Raw genomic sequence first — 16,714 nt, 5'->3', positions numbered from 1 at the left:
GAACACCTTCCGAGCGTAGTGGCCTCCACAGCAGAGTGTCACCAGGCGGCGCGGCTGGTAGGGACCACGAGACCGGCGGTCGCGTTCGTAGCGGGGCCGCTCCCGGCGGGCGAGCACTCACGGGAGCGGCCCTTTCCCACGCCACCGAGGGGGACCCGTGCCCACCGTCGAGTCAGACCAGCTGATGAAGGCCGGCGACGTTATCCACCTGACCACCGCCGCTAGCGTGCAGTTCCGGCGTCCGATCGTCGTACGCGTCATCCTTGAGTTGCCCGAGCGGCACACGTACGACGAATGGGTCTGGATCGAGGGCTACCAGCTGAACGCGGCGGGCGACGCGGTCGCGCGGCGCGAGTTGTACGTACGTCGGGCGGGTGTGCGGGCGCAGGTCCTGCCGGCCGGACACCGGCGAGGCACGGTGCGGATCGGATGAACGCCCGCCCCCGCCCGCACCTGCCGATGCGTCCGAGGTGGCTGTGCCGCAACTGCGCCGCGCCCTGGCCGTGCGGTCCAGCTCAACTCACGCTCGCGGCCAAGTTCTACGGCCACTCCATCGCCTTGGCGTTCTACCTGGCCGCGTCGATGCACGACGCGGTCGACGACGCGTACGGCCTGGGATTGCGCCCGAACCTGCCGGCGATGCACGCCAGGTTCCTCGGGTGGTTGTCCCAGGCCCGGCGGCATCGCCGGTCCGGTCGGGCTTGAGGTCCTGTCGGCGGCCTACACATGACGGCTCACGCGGGTACTGTCGCTCCCGCAGAGAGTTCGGTGCTGTCCGGCAGGTGGTAGACCACCAGCGTCTGTTCGGGTCGCTCGGCGACGTGGAACGCGGCGTGCGATACGGCGATCACACCCAGTCGGGGATGCCGGAGGCGTTTGCGGCCCGCGTGGCTGAACTGGATGTCGTACTGCGGCCACCACTGGCGTACCTCGGGGCTGATCTCGGTGAGTTCGGCCACGAGCCGGGTTACCCGCGGGTGACCGGGATGCTGTCCGGCCATCGCCCGCAGCCGGGCCAGGATGCTGCGCGCCTCCTGCTCCCAGTCGACCAGCACCTGGCGGGCGGCGGGCTCGGTGAAAACCCAGCGTACGACGTTGCCACCTGGCCCCATGCCCTGGAACAGCTCCGCTGCGGCGTGGTTGGTCGCGAGGAGGTCGTAGCAGATGCCGGTGATGTACGCGGGGTTGTTGCCGAGCAACGCCGGAACGCCCGCGATCTCGGGCGTCGCCTCCTCCGGGACGTCCTGCCCCGGCTCGGCTCCCGCACCGGCGAGGCGGTGCAGGTGTTCCTGCTCGGCGTCGGTCAACCGCAGCGCTCGGGCCAGGGCGTCGAGCACCTGGCCGGAGGGGCGTACGTCGCGGCCCTGCTCGAGATAGGTGAGCCAGGTGGCACTGATACCGGCCAGCAGGGCCAGTTCCTCCCGGCGTAGCCCTGGTGTGCGGCGTCGCCGCGTGACCGGCAGACCCGCATCCGCTGGGGCTATCCGCTCGCGGCGGCTGCGAAGAAACGTGCCCAGCTCCTTGCTCACCCTGGGACCTCCAATACCAGAATAAAGCGGCTCTGGATACCACTCTATCGAGTCGTCAGGCTTGTCCCATGCGTGCTTGGACTGTTGCTTCAGAAGACGACGACGTACGACTTTCCGATGTTGCCCCGCCGACACTCCAGGGCGGTGGCGTGCTCGTGGAGGTGCTGGCCGCGCACCTGCCGGCGTACACGAAAATGGTGGTGAAGGGCAACCGCGGCGGCCTGCCCGTGCCGCTCATCCTGGGTCCCTCCTGCGTCGGCCGGGTGACTGACGTCGCGCCCGACGTGTTCCACGTCGCCCCGGGCGACGTCGTGCTGGACACGGCGCTGCTCGACGCGGGCGGCGGAGACGAGATCCTGGTGGGCTGGGTCGGTCTGGGCGGTTCCGGGGCCGGCAGCGCGCGGACGGATCGCATGCGTACGGTGTGGCGTGACGGTGTCTTCGCGGAAACGGCGCTGTGCGCCAAGGAAACGCTCGTCAAGCTGCCCGGCGCGGAGAACTACCCGGACCCGGCCCGGCTGTCGTTCCTGCCGTGGCTCTGCATCGCCGCCACGGGCCTGCAATCGGCCGGTCCGCTGACCGGCCGCGACGTCGCGGTGATCGGTGCGACGGGCCAACTCGGCGGCGCGGCGGTGCTGATGGCGCTCGCTGAGGGCGCCGCGACGGTGACCGCGGTGGGCCGCAACAAGGAGGCGCTCGACCGGCTGGCCGAGCTCGACCCCCGCGTGCGTATCCACCGGCTGACCGGCGACCGTACGACGGATGCGGTGGGTATCGGCCCGGTCGACATCGCCCTCGACGCCCTCGGCGCTACGCCAACGGCGGACGCGACCATGGCCGCCTACGACAGCTTGCGGGGGCGCGGCACTCTTGTGCTCATCGGCGGCGTACGCCAGAACCTCACCATCGGGTACGGCGACCTGATGCACCGCAGGCTCACCCTGCGCGGCTCCTGGATGAGCAACGACGAGACCGTGGCCAGAGTGTGGAACCTGGTCCGCTCTGGCCTGCTGGACCTCTCCGCGATCGAGATGCGGACGGTCGGCCTGGACGACCCGGCGGCCGCCCTCGACCTGGCGGAGCACACCACGGGCCTCAGCTTCGTAGCCCTCGTCCCCTGACCGCCTGAGGGTCGGCACCTGGACGTGCCCGTCGGCAGGGCGGCGCAGGTCAACCCCGGGTGCCGGCATCCGGGGTTGACCACGCCGTGTACGTTCGCCGCCGTTATGACCAGCGACCGCGACGCGACGCCCAGCGAGGTGGCTACACCGGCGTGGAAGGGCAACGTCGGCTGTCTCGCGGCCGTCGTCATGCTGTGCGCCGTCTCGGCCGGAGCGACGTTTGTGCTCGGCTCGGCGATCGACTTCCGGCAACGCTTCGTTCCGTGGTTCGCCGAGCTGGCTTGCCAGGCCTCCGGATGCGGCCGGCTCCCGATGGCCACGATCGGCTGGGGTGTGCGGGCGACTGCTGTCGTTGTCGTGGCCGTGCTTGCGCTCGCGTTTCGGCCGCGTCGACGGCTCTTCTACGTTCTCCTGCTCCCAGCCGTGGGGCTGGTTGTTCCAGGTCTGTTGCTCTCGGACGTCACGTACAAGACTGGCCACGAGCCGTGGATGAGAGACCTCGTGGTCGGGGTGCCGAACGGAGACGCCCTCGTGGTCGGGATTCACTGCGGGACGTGGGCCGGATGCTTGGCGCTCTTGACCATGTGGCTCGCGAGCGGCCGCGTGAAGCACGGTTCACCCCGGAACGTCTGGGCGTGGCAGCTCGTCCGCCTTGCGGCGCCCCTCCTGATGCTGCCTGCCCTGGTGATCGCGCTGGTCCTGGCGTAGTTCCGAGCCGAGACCGGAAAGCATTGGCGAGGCATGTTGTCAGGTGTCCGGCTATCTGACCGGACCGCTGAGGCGCAGCAGAGCTGCTACCTCTGGCTGATCGTCCCGACTGCACCACGGGGTGAGGCTCAGGACCCAGGGTCTTCGGCGTCCCAGCCGAGATCGGCGAGTTTACGCAGGACCGCGCCAACGCGCGGAGTCCAGAAGAGCAGAACCTGGTCGCGTCCCTCGACCTGGAAGGAGACGGCGGTCGCCGGCAGCGGAAACCGTCCGTGCAGAGGTCGGTGCGGCAGTGCCTCCACCTGGACGTGCCGCAAGGTGTCCGAGCTGATACGTGATGACAGGGTCAATGTGCTCTCGTCAACGTGCAGCTTGACCGTTGGCCAGGCCATCCGGCGGACAGCCCTGAGCGGGCTGCCTCGGGTGAAGTCGAGGCGGTCAACGTAGGTGAGCCCACCGCGCGTATCGAAGGCATCCGAGATCACTGAGGGATGGTAAGGGGGCGAGCACCGATCGAGCAGAGGCTGGCGGACCTGACGGTCATCCGCGACACCCTGCGGGACGCCATCTCGGCCGGCTGTGACGACCTGGTCACCTGCGCCGGAAGCCCGTGCTGCCCGCGGCCCTTCGCCGAACTCGCGGAGCAACGTCACGCCTACTGACGAACCGGCCGGGCGGGGTTGCCCCGCCCGGCCGTCCGGATTCCTGAAAACGTCAGTGCTTCTTGAACACCGGCATGGTGTCCAGGGTGGTGGTGACGTTCTGCGTGGTGCCGCCCCGGTACGTCTTGCCGGTGAAGATGTCCGTCCAGGTGTTGCCCGGCGGGAACCACACCGACGTGGTGGCGGTGTCGCCCGGCGTCGTCACCGGTGCCACCAGGTAGTCCGGGCCGTAGAGGTACTGCGAGCCGGCGGTGGCGTACGCGGCCTGCTCGTTCGGGTACGCCAGGTACATCGAGCGGACGATTGGCGTACCCGTGCGGGTTGCCTCCTTGGCGGCGGCGTAGGTGTACGGCTGCAGTTCCTTGCGCAGGTTGAGGAACTTCTTGGCCGACGCGTTGGCTGCCGGGCCGTACTGCCAGGGCAGCCGGTCGCTGTGGTTGGAGTGCAGCCGGTCGATGGGCTGGAACGTACCGAACTGCACCCACCGGGCGTACAGGTCGTCGGGCAACTTGGTGCTGCCCGGTTCGCTGCCCGGCTCCCGTAGGCCGCCGGTGTGCCCGCCGATGTCGTGGCTGACGGCTGCCAGCCCGGTCGCGGCCGACTCGCCCGGCGTGTAGCCGACCTCCATCTGGAGGGTCGACCAGTCGCTTGTGGTGTCGCCGGTGAAGTGCAGCGTGGTGCGCTTGTCGGCCCACGGTCCGGTCGCCACGGGGGTGGGGCTGCTGTAACCGCCGGCCTGCAACGACCCGTACGCCCGGGAGAAGGCGAAGCCGGTCTTGTCGGCGTACTGCTGGTTGATCCACGCGTCTGCGGTCACCCCGGCGAGGGATGACGTGGTGTTGTCGCAGCACCAGTCCAGCCACCACAGGTCCGGGCCCTTGCTGTTCTTCGGCAGCATCCCGTCGTGGAGCTGCATATACGCCTTGAGCTGGTCCGGGTCGCCGAAGTCGAACGTGTAGCAGTCCGGGCCGCCGTTGCAGCCGACGCGCTGGAGCTTGCCCTTCGCGGTGGCCTGCGCCTGGGCGAACTTCGGGTCCGATCCGAGGATGCTCGGGTGGATGTTGATGCCGGTGTGCAGGCCCTGCTTCTTCGCCCAGTCGAAGAACGCCTTCGGGTCGGGGATGCGGGTGGGGTCGATGCTCCAGCCGTTCCACTTGTCCGGCGCCTTGATGTCGGTGTCGAGGACAAGGACATCCATGGGTACGCCCTCAGCCCTGGCCCGCGCCACGATGTCCTGGAATTCGGTGGCCGTGCGGTCGTAGTACTCGGAGTACCACACCCCGTACGCCCACTTGGGCAGCAGCTTCGTGGGGCCGGTCAGCGTCGACAGGTCCGCCAGGCCACGGGTGAAGTCCCTCCCGTACGCGAAGACGTAGCCGTCCTGCTCGGGGGCGGGCCGGGGCTTGGTGGTGCGCAGGGCCGAGGCCGAGTCGTCGAGCAGGTACCAGCCGTCCTGGTAGAGCAGGCCCGGGGCGGTGAGCGCGGATCCGGTGACGCCGTCCAGGCCCCGGCGGTAGCCGCCGAGCGGCGCGTGCGGGGCGAGCAGCGGGGAGTCCTTGCCCGTGACGGCGACCGTGTCGATGTTGACGTTGCAGCTGGCGTCGGTGGGGCAGCCCAGCGTCACGGTGTTGGTGCCCCGGCCGAGGTGGACCGGGACGGCCACGGTGTTCCAGTAATCCCATCCGCTGGTCGGCGGCAGGGTCGCCGTGACCGGTGTCGCCGTTCCCGGCGTCACCGACATGGTGCGCGTCTGGCTCGGCTGGGCGCCGGCCTGGCCGTTGGCGTAGCGGATCTGCACCTGGTAGTCACCGGCGGCGGGTACGTCCGTCACGGTGAGCGCCACGGCGGCGCTGGTGTTCTCCAGGCCGGCCAGGAAACCCGTACCCGAAGCGCCGTTGTGGTCGTTCGCGGGCCGCGCGCCGCCGGCGAGCGCGCCGGTCTCGGCCTCTCCCAGGGTTCCGAAGGGCAGGGGCTGCGGCTGGGGTGCGGCCGGCGCGGGGAACGGGTCACCCGGGTTGACCACGGCGAGGCTGTCGACGTTCACGTTGCCGGAGTCGTTGGTACCTCGCACGACGCTGATCTCGTGCCGGCCAGCGGTGAGATCGACCGGCACGGTGGCCAGGCCCCAGGTGTCCCAGTTCGCGGTGGGCGGCAGCGTCAGCGGGTGGCCGGCGTCGCCGTCGACCTGAACGGTCAGGGTGCGGTCCACGTTCTGGCCGTCGCCGCCGGTGCTGTTGGCGTAGCGGACGGCGAGCTGCCTGGTGCCACCCTGCGGGGCGTCGAGCGCGAACGTGACCGAGTCGCCGGACGCGGAGAAGCCCGCCGCGAAGCCGCGGCCGGTGTATCCCCGGTGGTCGGTGGCCACGCCGGGACCGTTGAGTTGCAGCGACTCGGCCTCGCAGAGCGCGCCGAACGCGCAGGCCGGCGCGGTGTGGCCGGCCCAGGGCTGGCCCTGCACGGTCTGCTTGCCGGTCGTGAGCCGCACGGTCAGGTTGTCGGCGGTGAACGCACCGGAGCCGACCTGGTAGCGCAGCGTCATCGCGCCGGTATCGATGGTGAGCCAGCCGTGCTCGACGCGCTTGGTGAAACGCGTACGGGCGAAGTCGTCGCGCCCGATGGCGTTGAACGTGGCGGCGTCGGTGAACCGGCCGTCCTTCTGGTACTCGGTGCGGATCAGGGTGGGGGAGAGCACTTCGAAACGTGCGTTGCCCGAGCGTACGGCGTCGTCCTGCGCACCGTGAGGTTTGGCCTGGGCGGGCGCGGAGGGGGCGAGCGCCAGGCCCGTGACGAGAATGCCGGCCGCGGCGGCTGCTGTCGCCCGGCGGCGGGGTGAGTTCCGATAGAGCAAGATGCGCTCCTCGTCTCATATGGAGGAAATGAGTCGATGACAACGCTGTCACTAGCCCGAAACATCTGTCAACGGGCTCGGAGAGTTTCTCTTCTCTCCTTCGCGGGTCCCCAGGCTGCGCCTGTGCGCCCGCGTAGGCTGCGGCTGACGTCGGGTCGACACCTTCGACCGGTTTGCCGCCGCCGGGGCGCGGGGATGGTCGGACGCATGTCTTTCTGGAGCTGGTTCAAACAGAGGCGTAGCGAGCAGATCGAGCAGCGGCGTCAGGAGGCCATGGCCAAGGCGATGGCCCGCGGCGCCACCCCGGAAGAGGTGGTGGCCGCCGGTGAACGTGCCGCTCGCGGCAACACGGCCGCCGTGATGGGTGCCATCAACACCTGATCCCGCCAACGGCCGACGTGATCCACTCCAGGTCGGCGAGGTGGGGGTGTCGCGCCACTCGGATGCCGCTACTTCGGCGATCTGGAGTCGATCACAGCCGCCTGCCCGCGCGCTGGCCGCAGGTACTACAAGCGTCGCAGCTGGCGGGTCAGCAGCCGGCGGCGGCCAGCGCGGCTGCGCCGGCCAGGGCCTCGACTGTCGTCGTGGGAGCGGCGGACTCCGCCGGCGTCGGCGAGAGCGAGGGCGTGACCGACGGCGACGGCGGGGGAGTCGGCGAGGGCGGAGGCGGAACGGCGACGAGGGACGCCGTGGTGCGCTGGACCTTCCTCGGTGTCATGCGGATGCCGGTGGCGGTGCTCTGGTGGCCGTACACGTCGGTGAGCCGGATCGTGTACGGGCCGGGGCCGATCCCGTCGTCGATGGTCCAGTAGTTGTCGACCTGGCGGGCCGCCTTCCGGAAGCCGCCGCTCGGCCCCTTGGCCTCGACCGAGCGCAGCGGGTTGCCGTGGTTGCCGACCTGCACCGCGAACCACCACTGCGACGCCCCGCCCTTGATCCGGAAGGTGAGGCCGCCGTCGAGCGACGGGTTCACGACCGCCCGATACGTCACGGAGGCGATGCCCTGCGAGCGGTCGGCGATCCGGGCGAACGCCTCCTCGGACAGGTCGATCTTGCTGCCTCCGCAGCCGCCGCACTGGTCCATGACCAGCACCCGGACTGTGCCCTTGGGGCCGGTGACGTCCAGGTAGCTGCCGCAGGCGGCCGAGTTGGCGTACCGCGACGAGCCGACAGCCACGTAGAGCCAGTCGGCCGGCGGGCCCGGGAAGGAACAGGTGCCGCCCGAGCGGCCCCCGTCGTAGAAGCTGGCCGTTCCCCTGTGGACGGTGCTGCCGCTGGGCGGCGCGGCGCAGGCCGGGGTGGCGCCGCCGCGTACGGCGAGGGTGATGCCGAGGACGGCGGCCAGGGCGGCGACCCCCGCACCGGCCCACCAGTGCCGGAGCCGACGTGACCGGGGTGTTCTGGCCGGGCTCTCGCTTGCCGGTTCCGTGCCTGGTGCCGTCACGCCGCCTGATGTTGCCGCATGATCCGCAGCCAGCGCAAAGCCCGTAAGCATTCCGTCACGCGCCGGATCGGCGGGTGCGCAGTCGGTCGCGGGCTCGCCCTAGGTGCACTCGACTTCGCTGAAACGGGGGTGTCCGGGGGCCTGGGATGGGCCGGTTTCACGGAGGGCGAGTGGATCATGGCTGACCGCGTTGCTCCGGGTCCGTACCGTGTTGTCGAGGGAGGTACGGATGATTGGTCTGGTGACGGTCGGCGCGGTTGTGGGCGTACTGCTCGTCGGTGTCCTGGTCGTGGTCCGCAAGCCGGTCGACGCCCGGCGGGTCCTGCGGTGGTCGACCCTGGCGATCACCGTGCTGGTGGCGGCCGCGCTGACGCCCTTCACCGTGGACGATTCCGGCCCCGCGGCCAGCTACCTCCTCGGCGTTCCGGTCGTCGCCGCGTCACTGCCGGTTCTCGCGCAGCGGTTCGGCCGGCTGGCCGGCGTCGTCGACCTGGTGGCCGCGCTGGTCATCGGCGGGTGGGGCCTGCTGCTCGGGCTGGGCATCGGCGCCGCGTTCCTGCCGGCGGCCGTGCTCCTGATCGCCAGCGCCGCCGTCGGCACCAGGCCAGCTCGACCGTCCAACGCCACCTGAGATGGGGCAGGACCGCGAGGAAACGACCCCGACCGTCGTCTTCGATCTCGACGGCGTGCTCCTGCGCGGGGACGCGTTCGGGCTCTTCATGCGGCGCGTCGCCTTCACGGGTGCCCGGCTCCCGCTGACCGTCGGCCTGCTCGTCCTCCTCGCGCCCATGAGCGCCGTTCCCGCCTACCGCGTGCGGGCGGCGCGGTGGATGAGTCGGATCGGCCTGTGGGGCCGGAACGCGGATCGGTTGCGGGCCGAGCTTCGGCGTTTCGGCGCCGATCTCGGCGCCGAGCCAGGTCGGCTCATCGGACCGGGTCTGCGGATGATTCGTGCCCACCTCGCGGCGGGAGACCGCGTCGTCGTGGTGACCGCGTGCGAGCACACCCTGGCGCGCGCCTTGCTCGACGCGATCGGCCTCGCCGAGGTCGATCTGGTGGCATCGCACATCCGTGGGCCGAAGCTGATCGTGCACAACTACGGGCCGACGAAGATGGTGCAACTCGCCGCCCACGGGGTGACGCCGCCCTGGCGGGTGGCCTACAGCGACTCGCTGTCGGATCTGCCCGTCCTCGCCGCCGCGGAGCAGGCGGTGCTGGTCAACGCGAACGCCCGTCAGGTCACCCGGGCGCGGCGGCTGCTCGGTGCCCGGCTGAACACCGTGACCTGGACGGGCAGTTAGGGCGTGGGTCAAGGCCCTCGGCTCGACCGAGGACTTTGACACCCGCTAGGAAATCTCCGCCGACCGCGTGACTGCTCGTATCGCCACGACCGCGAGGTGCTGCGTTCTAGGCTCCGAGATAGGGCGGCGGCGTGCCTTTCTCGAATTGGCGCACACATCCGGGCAGTGCCCTCACCCCATGATTCCCCTCGCGAGGCGCGAACTGGTGACAGAGAGGAAGAAGGCATGGCGGTCAAGACGAAGACGCGGCCCGGCACCACGGAGATCCGGCCGTTCACGGTGGAAATCCCCCAGGCGGACCTCGACGACCTGAAACGGCGGATCGCCGCCACCCGGTGGCCGGAAAAGGAGATCGTCGACGACCAGTCGCAGGGCGTGCCACTCGCGACCATCCAGGCCGTCGCGCGTTACTGGGAAAACGAGTACGACTGGCGCAAGGTCGAGTCACGGCTGAATGCCGTACCGCAGTTCATGACCACCATCGACGGGGTGGACATCCACTTCATCCACGTGCGCTCCAAGCACGAGGACGCGCTCCCGCTCATCGTCACCCACGGGTGGCCCGGGTCGGTGATCGAGCAGATGAAGATCATCGAGCCGTTGACCGACCCGACGGCACACGGCGCGAGCGCGTCGGACGCCTTCCACCTGGTGATCCCCTCCCTGCCCGGGCACGGCTTCTCGGGCAAGCCCACCGCGACGGGCTGGAACCCGCAGAAGATCGCCACCGCCTGGACCGAGCTGATGAAGCGCCTCGGGTACGACCGGTTCGTCGCCCAGGGCGGCGACTGGGGAGCGGTCGTGGTGGACCAGATGGGCGTGCAGGCCCCGCCGGAGCTGCTCGGCATCCACACCAACATGCCCGGCGCGGTCCCGCCCGAGATCGACCTGCTGTTCCAGGGCGACACCACCGGGGCGAACAACGCCATGGGGTCGCTGCCCGCGGGCCTGTCCGACGACGAGATGCGCGCGGCCACCGAGCTGGACTACGTCTGGAAGCACGTCGCGTACGCCCTGATGATGGCGACGCGCCCGCAGACGCTGACCGCCCTGGCGGACTCCCCGGTGGGTCTGGCGTCGTTCCTGCTCGACCACGACGCGAAGAGCCTCGCCCTGATCGCGAAGGTCTTCGACGGCGCCCAGGCGGGCCTGACCCGCGACGACATCCTGGACAACATCTCGCTCTACTGGCTGACGAACACCGCGGTCTCCGCGTCCCGCCTCTACGCGGAGAACAAGCTCTCGTTCTTCGCCACCAAGGGCGTCAACGTCCCCGTCGCCGTGAGCGTCTTCCCCGACGAGCTGTACGAGGCCCCGCAGAGCTGGGCCGAGCAGGCGTACCCGAACCTCATCTACTACAACAAGCTCGACGTGGGTGGGCACTTCGCGGCCTGGGAGCAGCCGAAGATCTTCTCCGAGGAGCTGCGCACCGCCTTCCGGTCGCTGCGCTAGATGGCGGCGTTCGGTCGGGTGCACCTGCCGCCGCTCGGCGGGGCGGTCGAGTGGCTCAACTCCGCGCCGCTCGGCCCCGCCGAGCTGCGCGGACGCGTCGTACTCGTGAACTTCTGGACGCTGACCTGCATCAACTGGCTGCGCCAGGAGCCGTACGTGCGGGCCTGGTCGCGGGCGTACCGGGACGACGGGCTGCTCGTCGTCGGGGTGCACACGCCGGAGTTTGGATTCGAGCGCCAGATCGACGGGGTACGCGCCGCCGTCGCGGCCCGCGACATCGACTACCCGGTCGCGGTCGACAGCGACTACGCGATCTGGGGCGCGTTCGCCAACCAGTACTGGCCGGCGCTCTACTTCGTCGACGCCGACGGCGTGATCAGCGACGAGCACTTCGGTGAGGGCCGCTACGAGCAGTCCGAACGGGTCATCCAGCGGCTGCTCGGTATCGAGCGGGCCCTCGTACCCGTCGAGGGGGTCGGCGTCGAGGCGGCGGCCGACTGGGACCAGGTGCGCACGCCCGAGACGTACCTCGGCTTCGGTCGCGGCGAGCACTTCGCGTCGCCGAACGGACCTGCCCTCGACGAACGCCGCGCCTACGACCTCCCGGAGAGCCTGGGTCTCAACCAGTGGGCCCTCGCCGGAGAGTGGACGATCGGCCCCGAGAAGGCGGTGCTCGCACAGGCCGGCGGGAGCATCGCCTTCCGCTTCCACGCCCGCGACGCGCACCTCGTGCTGTCGCCCGACGGGCAGGGGCCGATCCCGTACCGGGTGCTCCTCGACGGCGGGCCGCCCGGCCCGTCGCACGGAGTGGACGTCGACGCCGACGGCAACGGCGTCCTTCAGGACGGGCGTCTGTACCAGCTCATCCGGCAGGACGGCGCGATCCGTGAGCGGACCGTGGAGATCAGGTTCGACGCGCCGGGCACCGAGGCGTACGCCTTCACGTTCGGGTAGGTCACGGGGCACCCCACCGGCGATAGTGTCGACCGCTGTGACCATGCCTGACATCACCGTCGCCACCGCCGCCGATCGGGACGCCGTCGTCGGCACGCTGGTCGCCGCCTTCGTGACGGACCCCATCCTGCGGCACCTGTTCCCCGACGATGAGACCTATCCGCGGCACGCCGCGACCTTCTTCGGGGACCTCTTCGACAAGCGGGTACACCGGTCGTCGATCTACGCGATCGGCGGGGGCGCCTCGGTCGCCCTGTGGGACCCACCGGCCGAGCCGCACGCCGCTGGGCACCCGTCGCCGGACGGCGGTGCCGCTCCCGCATACCCCGCCGACGTGCTGGCCCGCGTCCAGGGCTACGACGACGCCGTACACGCGGCCCTGCCGACGTACCCCTTCTGGTATCTGGGTGTCCTGGGCACCCACCCGGACAGCGCCGGACGCGGCTGGGGCCGCGCGGTCATGCGGGCCGGACTGGCCCGCGCGGCCGCCGACGGCGTGCCGGCGATCCTGGAGACCAGCAACCCGGCGAACGTCGAGCTGTACCTCCGCGCCGGCTGGGAGGTGCTCCGCACCCTGCCGGAGCCGGTCCCCACCTGGATCATGCAGCAACCGCCCCGCTGAGACACCCGATCATCGCGGGCATCGGATGTCGGGTGGGCCTCCTGCCCTGCCGCCTAGCGTTGCTGCTCGTAAGGGAAGGAGGCCCAGGTGCTGGATCGGCTCAACGAGGCCATGGCGCACATCGAGCGGCACCTCGACCAGCAGATCGAGGTGGCGGACCTGGCGCGGATAGCGCTCACGTCGGAGTACCACTTCCGGCGGCTGTTCTCCGCGCTGGCCGGCATGCCGCTGTCGGAGTACGTCCGCCGACGTCGGCTCACCGTCGCCGGCGCGGACGTGCTGGCGGGGGAGCGGACGCTGCTCGACGTCGCGGTGCGCTACGGCTACGGCTCGGCCGAGGCGTTCGCCCGTGCGTTTCACGCCGTGCACGGCGTGGGACCCGGAGAAGCCCGGCGGACGGGGGCGGCGTTGCGTTCCCAGCCCCGGATGTCCTTCCGACTCACCGTGGAAGGGAGCGGCAGCATGGAGTACCGAATCGTCAGTAAGGACGCGTTCGCGCTGGTGGGGCGCAAGGCCCGGGTTCCGCTGGTGCACGAGGGGATGAACCCGTCGATCGTCGCGTTCATCAGGAGCATCGACAAGGAGACGACCGCCCGGATCGAGGCGCTCTCCGATCAGGAGCCGACCGGGATCGTCAACGTCAGCGACAACCTGGCCGACACCCGGGCCGAGGGCAGCGAGCTGGACTACTGGCACGGGGCCGTCACCGGGGCCACGCCACCGGACGACCTGGACGCGCTGCCCGTGGCGGCCGGGTCGTGGGCGGTGTTCACCACCTCCGGCGCGTTCCCACAGGCGGTGCAGTTCCTGTGGCGGGACGTGTTCACCCAGTGGTTCCCGTCCAACCCGTACCGCAGCCGGCCCGGACCGGAGATCTCCCGGGTGCGGGTGTCCGCGGACGGAACCACGGCGGACGCGGAGCTGTGGATCCCCGTCGAACGGGTCGCGGTCTGAGGACGTCGCGGCCGGAGGCTCAGTCGGGTACGTCGTCCCAGGTGGTGCCCGGCGGTAGATAGCCGGCCGACGGGTTGTCGCGCAACGCGTAGGCGATGACGAGCAGGTCATGCTGGGTCAGCTCGGGCAGCCGGTCCACCGGGAACCAGCGCACCGCGATCGACTCGTCGTCGTTGACCCGGGCGGTGCCGGACACCACCCGGCAGAGGAAGCCCAGGTTGAGGATCTCGCAGCGGTCCCCGTTGGGGTAGGTGTGCGGGTGCGAGACGGCACTTGACATCCGGATGGGCGTCACGACCAGGCCCGTCTCCTCCCGCACTTCCCGGACCAGGGCGGCGGCCGGCTGCTCGCCCGACTCGACGAAGCCGCTGATGATCGACCACCGGCCGTCGTCGGCGCGCTGGCCGAGCAGCAACTCACCCTCGTCGTTGCGGACGATCGCGCTGACGCTGGCCAGCCAGAGCAGTTCGTGGCCGATGTGCTCGCGCATCCGCACGATGTAGTCCGGTACCGCCATCGGGCGATCATAGGCCGCGCGTCGGCGGCCACCGCCGTCCCGTCGCGGTCGCGTCGTGCTCAGCCCGACCATTCGACGGTACGACGAAAGCGCTTGTACTCCGCGGTCAGCTCGGCGTCGATGCGCTCCAGCCGGGCGGGGGTGAGTACCACCGACGGGTCCTGCCACGGCCGTCCGGCGAGCAGCTGGCGACGCAGCCCGAGCGGCGGGTGGGCGGCGAAGAGCGAGGCCTCGTCACGGACCGACAGTTGACGCAGCAGCGGCAGCCGGTCCGTGTTCGCCGCCCGGGCCTCGGCGAACGCCGACCGCCAACGGTCCGGGCCGTGCCCCGCTCGGGCATGGACGCGTACCGCCAGCGCCATCGACTCGGTGGCCAGCAGGGCGTCGAGCAGGTCGGCGGCGGCCGTCGTGCCGGCGACCCGGGCGGCGAGGTCGTCGGCGAGGTACTCGGCGCGCTGGCTGTCCCGCAGCGCCACGCTCACCAACACGAGGTGCGCGCCGAACAGCAGCCGGGACACCGCCCACTGGAACGCGCGGCCCAGCGCGTCACCCACCATCTCCACCAGCCCGGCCCCGACGGTGGTCTGTACCGGCCGGAACAGGTCGGCCGCCGACGCGAGCGTGGTGAACGCGGGTTGGGTGAGCAGACCCCGACGCGGGTCGCCGTTGACGAAGTGGCCGAGTTCGTGCCCGAGCAGCGCCACCCGTTCGCCGGCGGGAAGCGAGCCCCACAGTGGCAGCCCGAGCGCCAACACCTTGCGGCGTCGCACCCCGACCGCGCCCGCGTACGCGTTGATGGCGTTGTCGACGCCGACCACGTCCGGCACCGGCGCGCCGATCGCCGCGGCCACCTCGTCGATCAGCCCGAACAGCTCCGGCGCCCGGTCGCGGGACAGCACCTCCAGATCCGGGTCGACCCGGCCGAAGCGGGGCCGCAGAGCCACCGCCAGGGCGACCATCGCCACACCCAGCACGATCGCCAGGTTGGGAAAGGGGAACGCCACGATCAGCCAACCGCCGACGACCGCGAGGGCGAGCACGGCCGTGACCAGCAGCAGGGACACCACCGCGGTCAGCATCCGTGCCGCGTTCGACCCGCCATCGCCGAGCGGACGGCCGAGCAACTGGCGGAACTGCTGCCCGGTCGCCCGGAACGCCAACCGGTGGGTCCGCCGGTCGATCCAGGTCCAGCCGAACTCGCGCTCGCGCCGCCCGGGGTCGTACGCGTCCAGGTTCCACTCGCAGCCGGGGCACCACGGCGCCGCGTCCCTCAGCGATGCGGTGGTCGTGCCGCATCGCGGGCACGCCCCCGTGCCCGTCACCGTGTTGATCACGGCCACGAATCCTGCCCCGGGCCGTCGTACCGGGGAATCAACCGTTCGGCTTTCCAATGCCCCCACCTGCACTTCTTTCGGCGTTTTCGCCCGCGGTGCGGTGAGCGTCTCTACTGTGGAGAGGGTTAGGCGACTTGCGTGATCCGGTGGCGGGCGACCGGTTCGCGGTGCACAGTGTTTCCCATGAGCGACAGCGGACGTAGTGGGCAGTTCTACTGGTGCACCCGACACCACCGGGTCGAGACGGACGCCGACGTGTGTCCGGCGAAGCACGTCCTCGGCCCGTACAACTCGGCGGCCGACGCGGAGAACGCCCTGCAGCGAGTGCAGGAGCGGAACGAGGCGTGGGAGGCCGAGGACGCGCGTTGGGCCGGGGAGGACAGGTAGACGGCGCGGGACGGCCCGCGTCGCGGTAGTTCGTGCTCCGCGAGGACGCACGCGAGAGCACGTCCCCAAGGAGGGAACACGATGGCCGTTACACAGCAGGCCACCACCCGCCCGGCCGCCCGCAAGACCACCGCGAAGAAGACCGCCGCGGCGGAGCGTGGCACGTCGGCGAGCCGGACCACCCCCGTGCGCAAGTCCACCACGGGCGCGGCGAAGGCGCCGGCCCGCAAGGCGGCCGGCGGCGCGGGGCGTGCCCCGGCGACGAAGACGACCACGGCGGCGAAGAAGGCCCCCGCCAAGAAGGCCACGGCGACGAAGACCACGGCGGCGGCCAAGCGGACCACGGCGGCCAAGAAGGCGCCCGCGAAGAAGACCGCGACCACGGCCCGGACCACGGCGGCCAAGACCACGGCGGCCAGGAAGGCGCCCGCGAAGACCGCCTCCGCCCGCGGGACGGCCACCGCCGCGAAGCGGAGCCCGGCCTCCACGGCGCGCAAGAGCGCCACCGCGACCAAGGCGGCCAGCGCGGCGAAGAAGACGACCAGCGCGGCGAAGAAGACCACGGCCTCGGCGGCCAAGAGGACCACGGCCGCGACGAAGGCGCCGGCCCGCAAGGTCGCGACCAAGGCGTCGGCGGTGAAGAAGACGGCCGCGAAGAAGGCTCCCGCGAAGAAGGCTCCCGCCAAGAAGACCACGGCGGCGAAGAAGACGGCGACCCGTCCGGCCGGCGGCGCCCGCAAGGCGGCGGCGAAGAAGGCCCCGGCCTCGAAGGTGACCGGCACGTCGTCGACGACCGCCCGTAAGGCGGCGGCGAAGAAGGCCCCGGCGAAGAAGACCACCGCCGCCAAGGCGCCGGCCCGCAAGGTGACCGCCCGCAAGTC

The 16,714-nt window shown here is 70.9% G+C and carries 18 protein-coding genes; 11 read left to right on the top strand and 7 right to left on the bottom strand.

Annotated features, from left to right (window positions below; all coding sequences use genetic code 11):
- Positions 1 to 157 precede the first annotated feature (157 nt).
- Both ACQP0N_RS24820 and ACQP0N_RS24815 read left to right on the top strand, forming a co-directional pair.
- Positions 158 to 433: a hypothetical protein gene (locus ACQP0N_RS24820; RefSeq protein ID WP_433114492.1), complete on the top strand. Its 276-nt coding sequence runs from the start codon at positions 158 to 160 to the stop codon at positions 431 to 433.
- On the top strand, positions 430 to 705 hold the full coding sequence (locus ACQP0N_RS24815; protein WP_433114490.1) for a hypothetical protein: 276 nt from the start codon (positions 430 to 432) through the stop codon (positions 703 to 705). Before ACQP0N_RS24820 ends, ACQP0N_RS24815 begins: the two co-directional genes overlap by 4 nt.
- Positions 706 to 734: 29 nt before the next feature.
- Here ACQP0N_RS24815 and ACQP0N_RS24810 read toward each other — a convergent pair whose 3' ends face one another.
- Positions 735 to 1,529 (bottom strand): helix-turn-helix transcriptional regulator, encoded by a 795-nt coding sequence (locus ACQP0N_RS24810; protein WP_433114488.1) that lies wholly within the window; start codon positions 1,527 to 1,529, stop codon positions 735 to 737.
- Positions 1,530 to 1,678: 149 nt separating this feature from the next.
- Between ACQP0N_RS24810 and ACQP0N_RS24805 the strand changes: the two genes are divergently transcribed.
- Positions 1,679 to 2,650: a zinc-binding dehydrogenase gene (locus tag ACQP0N_RS24805; protein WP_433114486.1), complete on the top strand. Its 972-nt coding sequence runs from the start codon at positions 1,679 to 1,681 to the stop codon at positions 2,648 to 2,650.
- Between the two features lie 105 nt (positions 2,651 to 2,755).
- Complete coding sequence (locus tag ACQP0N_RS24800) at positions 2,756 to 3,358, top strand: hypothetical protein (RefSeq protein ID WP_433114484.1); 603 nt, start codon at positions 2,756 to 2,758, stop codon at positions 3,356 to 3,358.
- Positions 3,359 to 3,486: 128 nt separating this feature from the next.
- Here the strand turns inward: ACQP0N_RS24800 and ACQP0N_RS24795 are convergent, their stop codons facing one another.
- Positions 3,487 to 3,843, bottom strand: a complete 357-nt coding sequence (locus ACQP0N_RS24795; RefSeq protein WP_433114483.1) for a hypothetical protein — start codon at positions 3,841 to 3,843, stop codon at positions 3,487 to 3,489.
- A 229-nt stretch (positions 3,844 to 4,072) separates the two neighbouring features.
- On the bottom strand, positions 4,073 to 6,868 hold the full coding sequence (locus ACQP0N_RS24790; RefSeq protein WP_433114481.1) for a TIM-barrel domain-containing protein: 2,796 nt from the start codon (positions 6,866 to 6,868) through the stop codon (positions 4,073 to 4,075).
- A gap of 207 nt (positions 6,869 to 7,075) precedes the next feature.
- On the opposite strand from ACQP0N_RS24790, the gene ACQP0N_RS24785 reads away from it, so the two are divergent.
- On the top strand, positions 7,076 to 7,249 hold the full coding sequence (locus ACQP0N_RS24785) for a hypothetical protein (protein WP_433114479.1): 174 nt from the start codon (positions 7,076 to 7,078) through the stop codon (positions 7,247 to 7,249).
- 148 nt (positions 7,250 to 7,397) lie between these two features.
- Here the strand turns inward: ACQP0N_RS24785 and ACQP0N_RS24780 are convergent, their stop codons facing one another.
- Positions 7,398 to 8,312 (bottom strand): expansin EXLX1 family cellulose-binding protein, encoded by a 915-nt coding sequence (locus tag ACQP0N_RS24780; RefSeq protein ID WP_433114477.1) that lies wholly within the window; start codon positions 8,310 to 8,312, stop codon positions 7,398 to 7,400.
- Positions 8,313 to 8,541: 229 nt separating this feature from the next.
- Between ACQP0N_RS24780 and ACQP0N_RS24775 the strand changes: the two genes are divergently transcribed.
- The 6 genes from ACQP0N_RS24775 to ACQP0N_RS24750 all read left to right on the top strand — a co-directional run bounded on the left by ACQP0N_RS24775 (position 8,542) and on the right by ACQP0N_RS24750 (position 13,595).
- A complete protein-coding gene (locus ACQP0N_RS24775; RefSeq protein ID WP_433114475.1) occupies positions 8,542 to 8,943 on the top strand; it encodes a hypothetical protein in 402 nt (133 codons plus the stop codon).
- 1 nt (position 8,944) lies between these two features.
- The gene (locus ACQP0N_RS24770; protein ID WP_433114473.1) at positions 8,945 to 9,613 is read left to right on the top strand and encodes a haloacid dehalogenase-like hydrolase; all 669 of its coding nucleotides are present in this window, start codon (positions 8,945 to 8,947) and stop codon (positions 9,611 to 9,613) included.
- Positions 9,614 to 9,838: 225 nt separating this feature from the next.
- Positions 9,839 to 11,065: an epoxide hydrolase family protein gene (locus ACQP0N_RS24765; RefSeq protein ID WP_433114471.1), complete on the top strand. Its 1,227-nt coding sequence runs from the start codon at positions 9,839 to 9,841 to the stop codon at positions 11,063 to 11,065.
- The gene (locus ACQP0N_RS24760; RefSeq protein WP_433114469.1) at positions 11,066 to 12,019 is read left to right on the top strand and encodes a redoxin family protein; all 954 of its coding nucleotides are present in this window, start codon (positions 11,066 to 11,068) and stop codon (positions 12,017 to 12,019) included.
- Positions 12,020 to 12,056: 37 nt separating this feature from the next.
- Positions 12,057 to 12,641 (top strand): GNAT family N-acetyltransferase, encoded by a 585-nt coding sequence (locus ACQP0N_RS24755; protein ID WP_433114467.1) that lies wholly within the window; start codon positions 12,057 to 12,059, stop codon positions 12,639 to 12,641.
- Positions 12,642 to 12,728: 87 nt separating this feature from the next.
- Complete coding sequence (locus tag ACQP0N_RS24750) at positions 12,729 to 13,595, top strand: helix-turn-helix domain-containing protein (RefSeq protein WP_355051465.1); 867 nt, start codon at positions 12,729 to 12,731, stop codon at positions 13,593 to 13,595.
- A gap of 19 nt (positions 13,596 to 13,614) precedes the next feature.
- Here the strand turns inward: ACQP0N_RS24750 and ACQP0N_RS24745 are convergent, their stop codons facing one another.
- The 3 genes from ACQP0N_RS24745 to ACQP0N_RS24735 all read right to left on the bottom strand — a co-directional run bounded on the left by ACQP0N_RS24745 (position 13,615) and on the right by ACQP0N_RS24735 (position 16,711).
- The gene (locus tag ACQP0N_RS24745) at positions 13,615 to 14,112 is read right to left on the bottom strand and encodes an NUDIX hydrolase (protein ID WP_433114465.1); all 498 of its coding nucleotides are present in this window, start codon (positions 14,110 to 14,112) and stop codon (positions 13,615 to 13,617) included.
- A 59-nt stretch (positions 14,113 to 14,171) separates the two neighbouring features.
- Positions 14,172 to 15,446 carry a M48 family metallopeptidase gene (locus tag ACQP0N_RS24740; protein ID WP_433114463.1) on the bottom strand — a complete coding sequence of 425 codons (1,275 nt, stop codon included), beginning with the start codon at positions 15,444 to 15,446 and terminating at the stop codon, positions 14,172 to 14,174.
- A 212-nt stretch (positions 15,447 to 15,658) separates the two neighbouring features.
- On the bottom strand, positions 15,659 to 16,711 hold the full coding sequence (locus ACQP0N_RS24735) for a hypothetical protein (RefSeq protein WP_433114461.1): 1,053 nt from the start codon (positions 16,709 to 16,711) through the stop codon (positions 15,659 to 15,661).
- Positions 16,712 to 16,714 lie beyond the last annotated feature (3 nt).

The organism is Micromonospora sp. CA-246542 (genome assembly GCF_050942905.1).
Taxonomy (GTDB): Bacteria; Actinomycetota; Actinomycetes; order Mycobacteriales; family Micromonosporaceae; genus Micromonospora.
Note: the sequence above shows the minus strand (reverse complement) of the source record. Positions and strands in the feature narration are given on the sequence as shown.

What these genes read in the sequence shown, in the direction of transcription:
- ACQP0N_RS24785 (WP_433114479.1), top strand. Translation starts at nt 7,076, where the DNA reads ATGTCTTTCTGGAGCTGGTTCAAACAGAGGCGTAGCGAGCAGATCGAG.
- ACQP0N_RS24770 (WP_433114473.1), top strand. Translation starts at nt 8,945, where the DNA reads ATGGGGCAGGACCGCGAGGAAACGACCCCGACCGTCGTCTTCGATCTC.
- ACQP0N_RS24760 (WP_433114469.1), top strand. Translation starts at nt 11,066, where the DNA reads ATGGCGGCGTTCGGTCGGGTGCACCTGCCGCCGCTCGGCGGGGCGGTC.
- ACQP0N_RS24775 (WP_433114475.1), top strand. Translation starts at nt 8,542, where the DNA reads ATGATTGGTCTGGTGACGGTCGGCGCGGTTGTGGGCGTACTGCTCGTC.
- ACQP0N_RS24815 (WP_433114490.1), top strand. Translation starts at nt 430, where the DNA reads ATGAACGCCCGCCCCCGCCCGCACCTGCCGATGCGTCCGAGGTGGCTG.
- ACQP0N_RS24765 (WP_433114471.1), top strand. Translation starts at nt 9,839, where the DNA reads ATGGCGGTCAAGACGAAGACGCGGCCCGGCACCACGGAGATCCGGCCG.
- ACQP0N_RS24800 (WP_433114484.1), top strand. Translation starts at nt 2,756, where the DNA reads ATGACCAGCGACCGCGACGCGACGCCCAGCGAGGTGGCTACACCGGCG.
- ACQP0N_RS24745 (WP_433114465.1), bottom strand. Translation starts at nt 14,112, where the DNA reads ATGGCGGTACCGGACTACATCGTGCGGATGCGCGAGCACATCGGCCAC.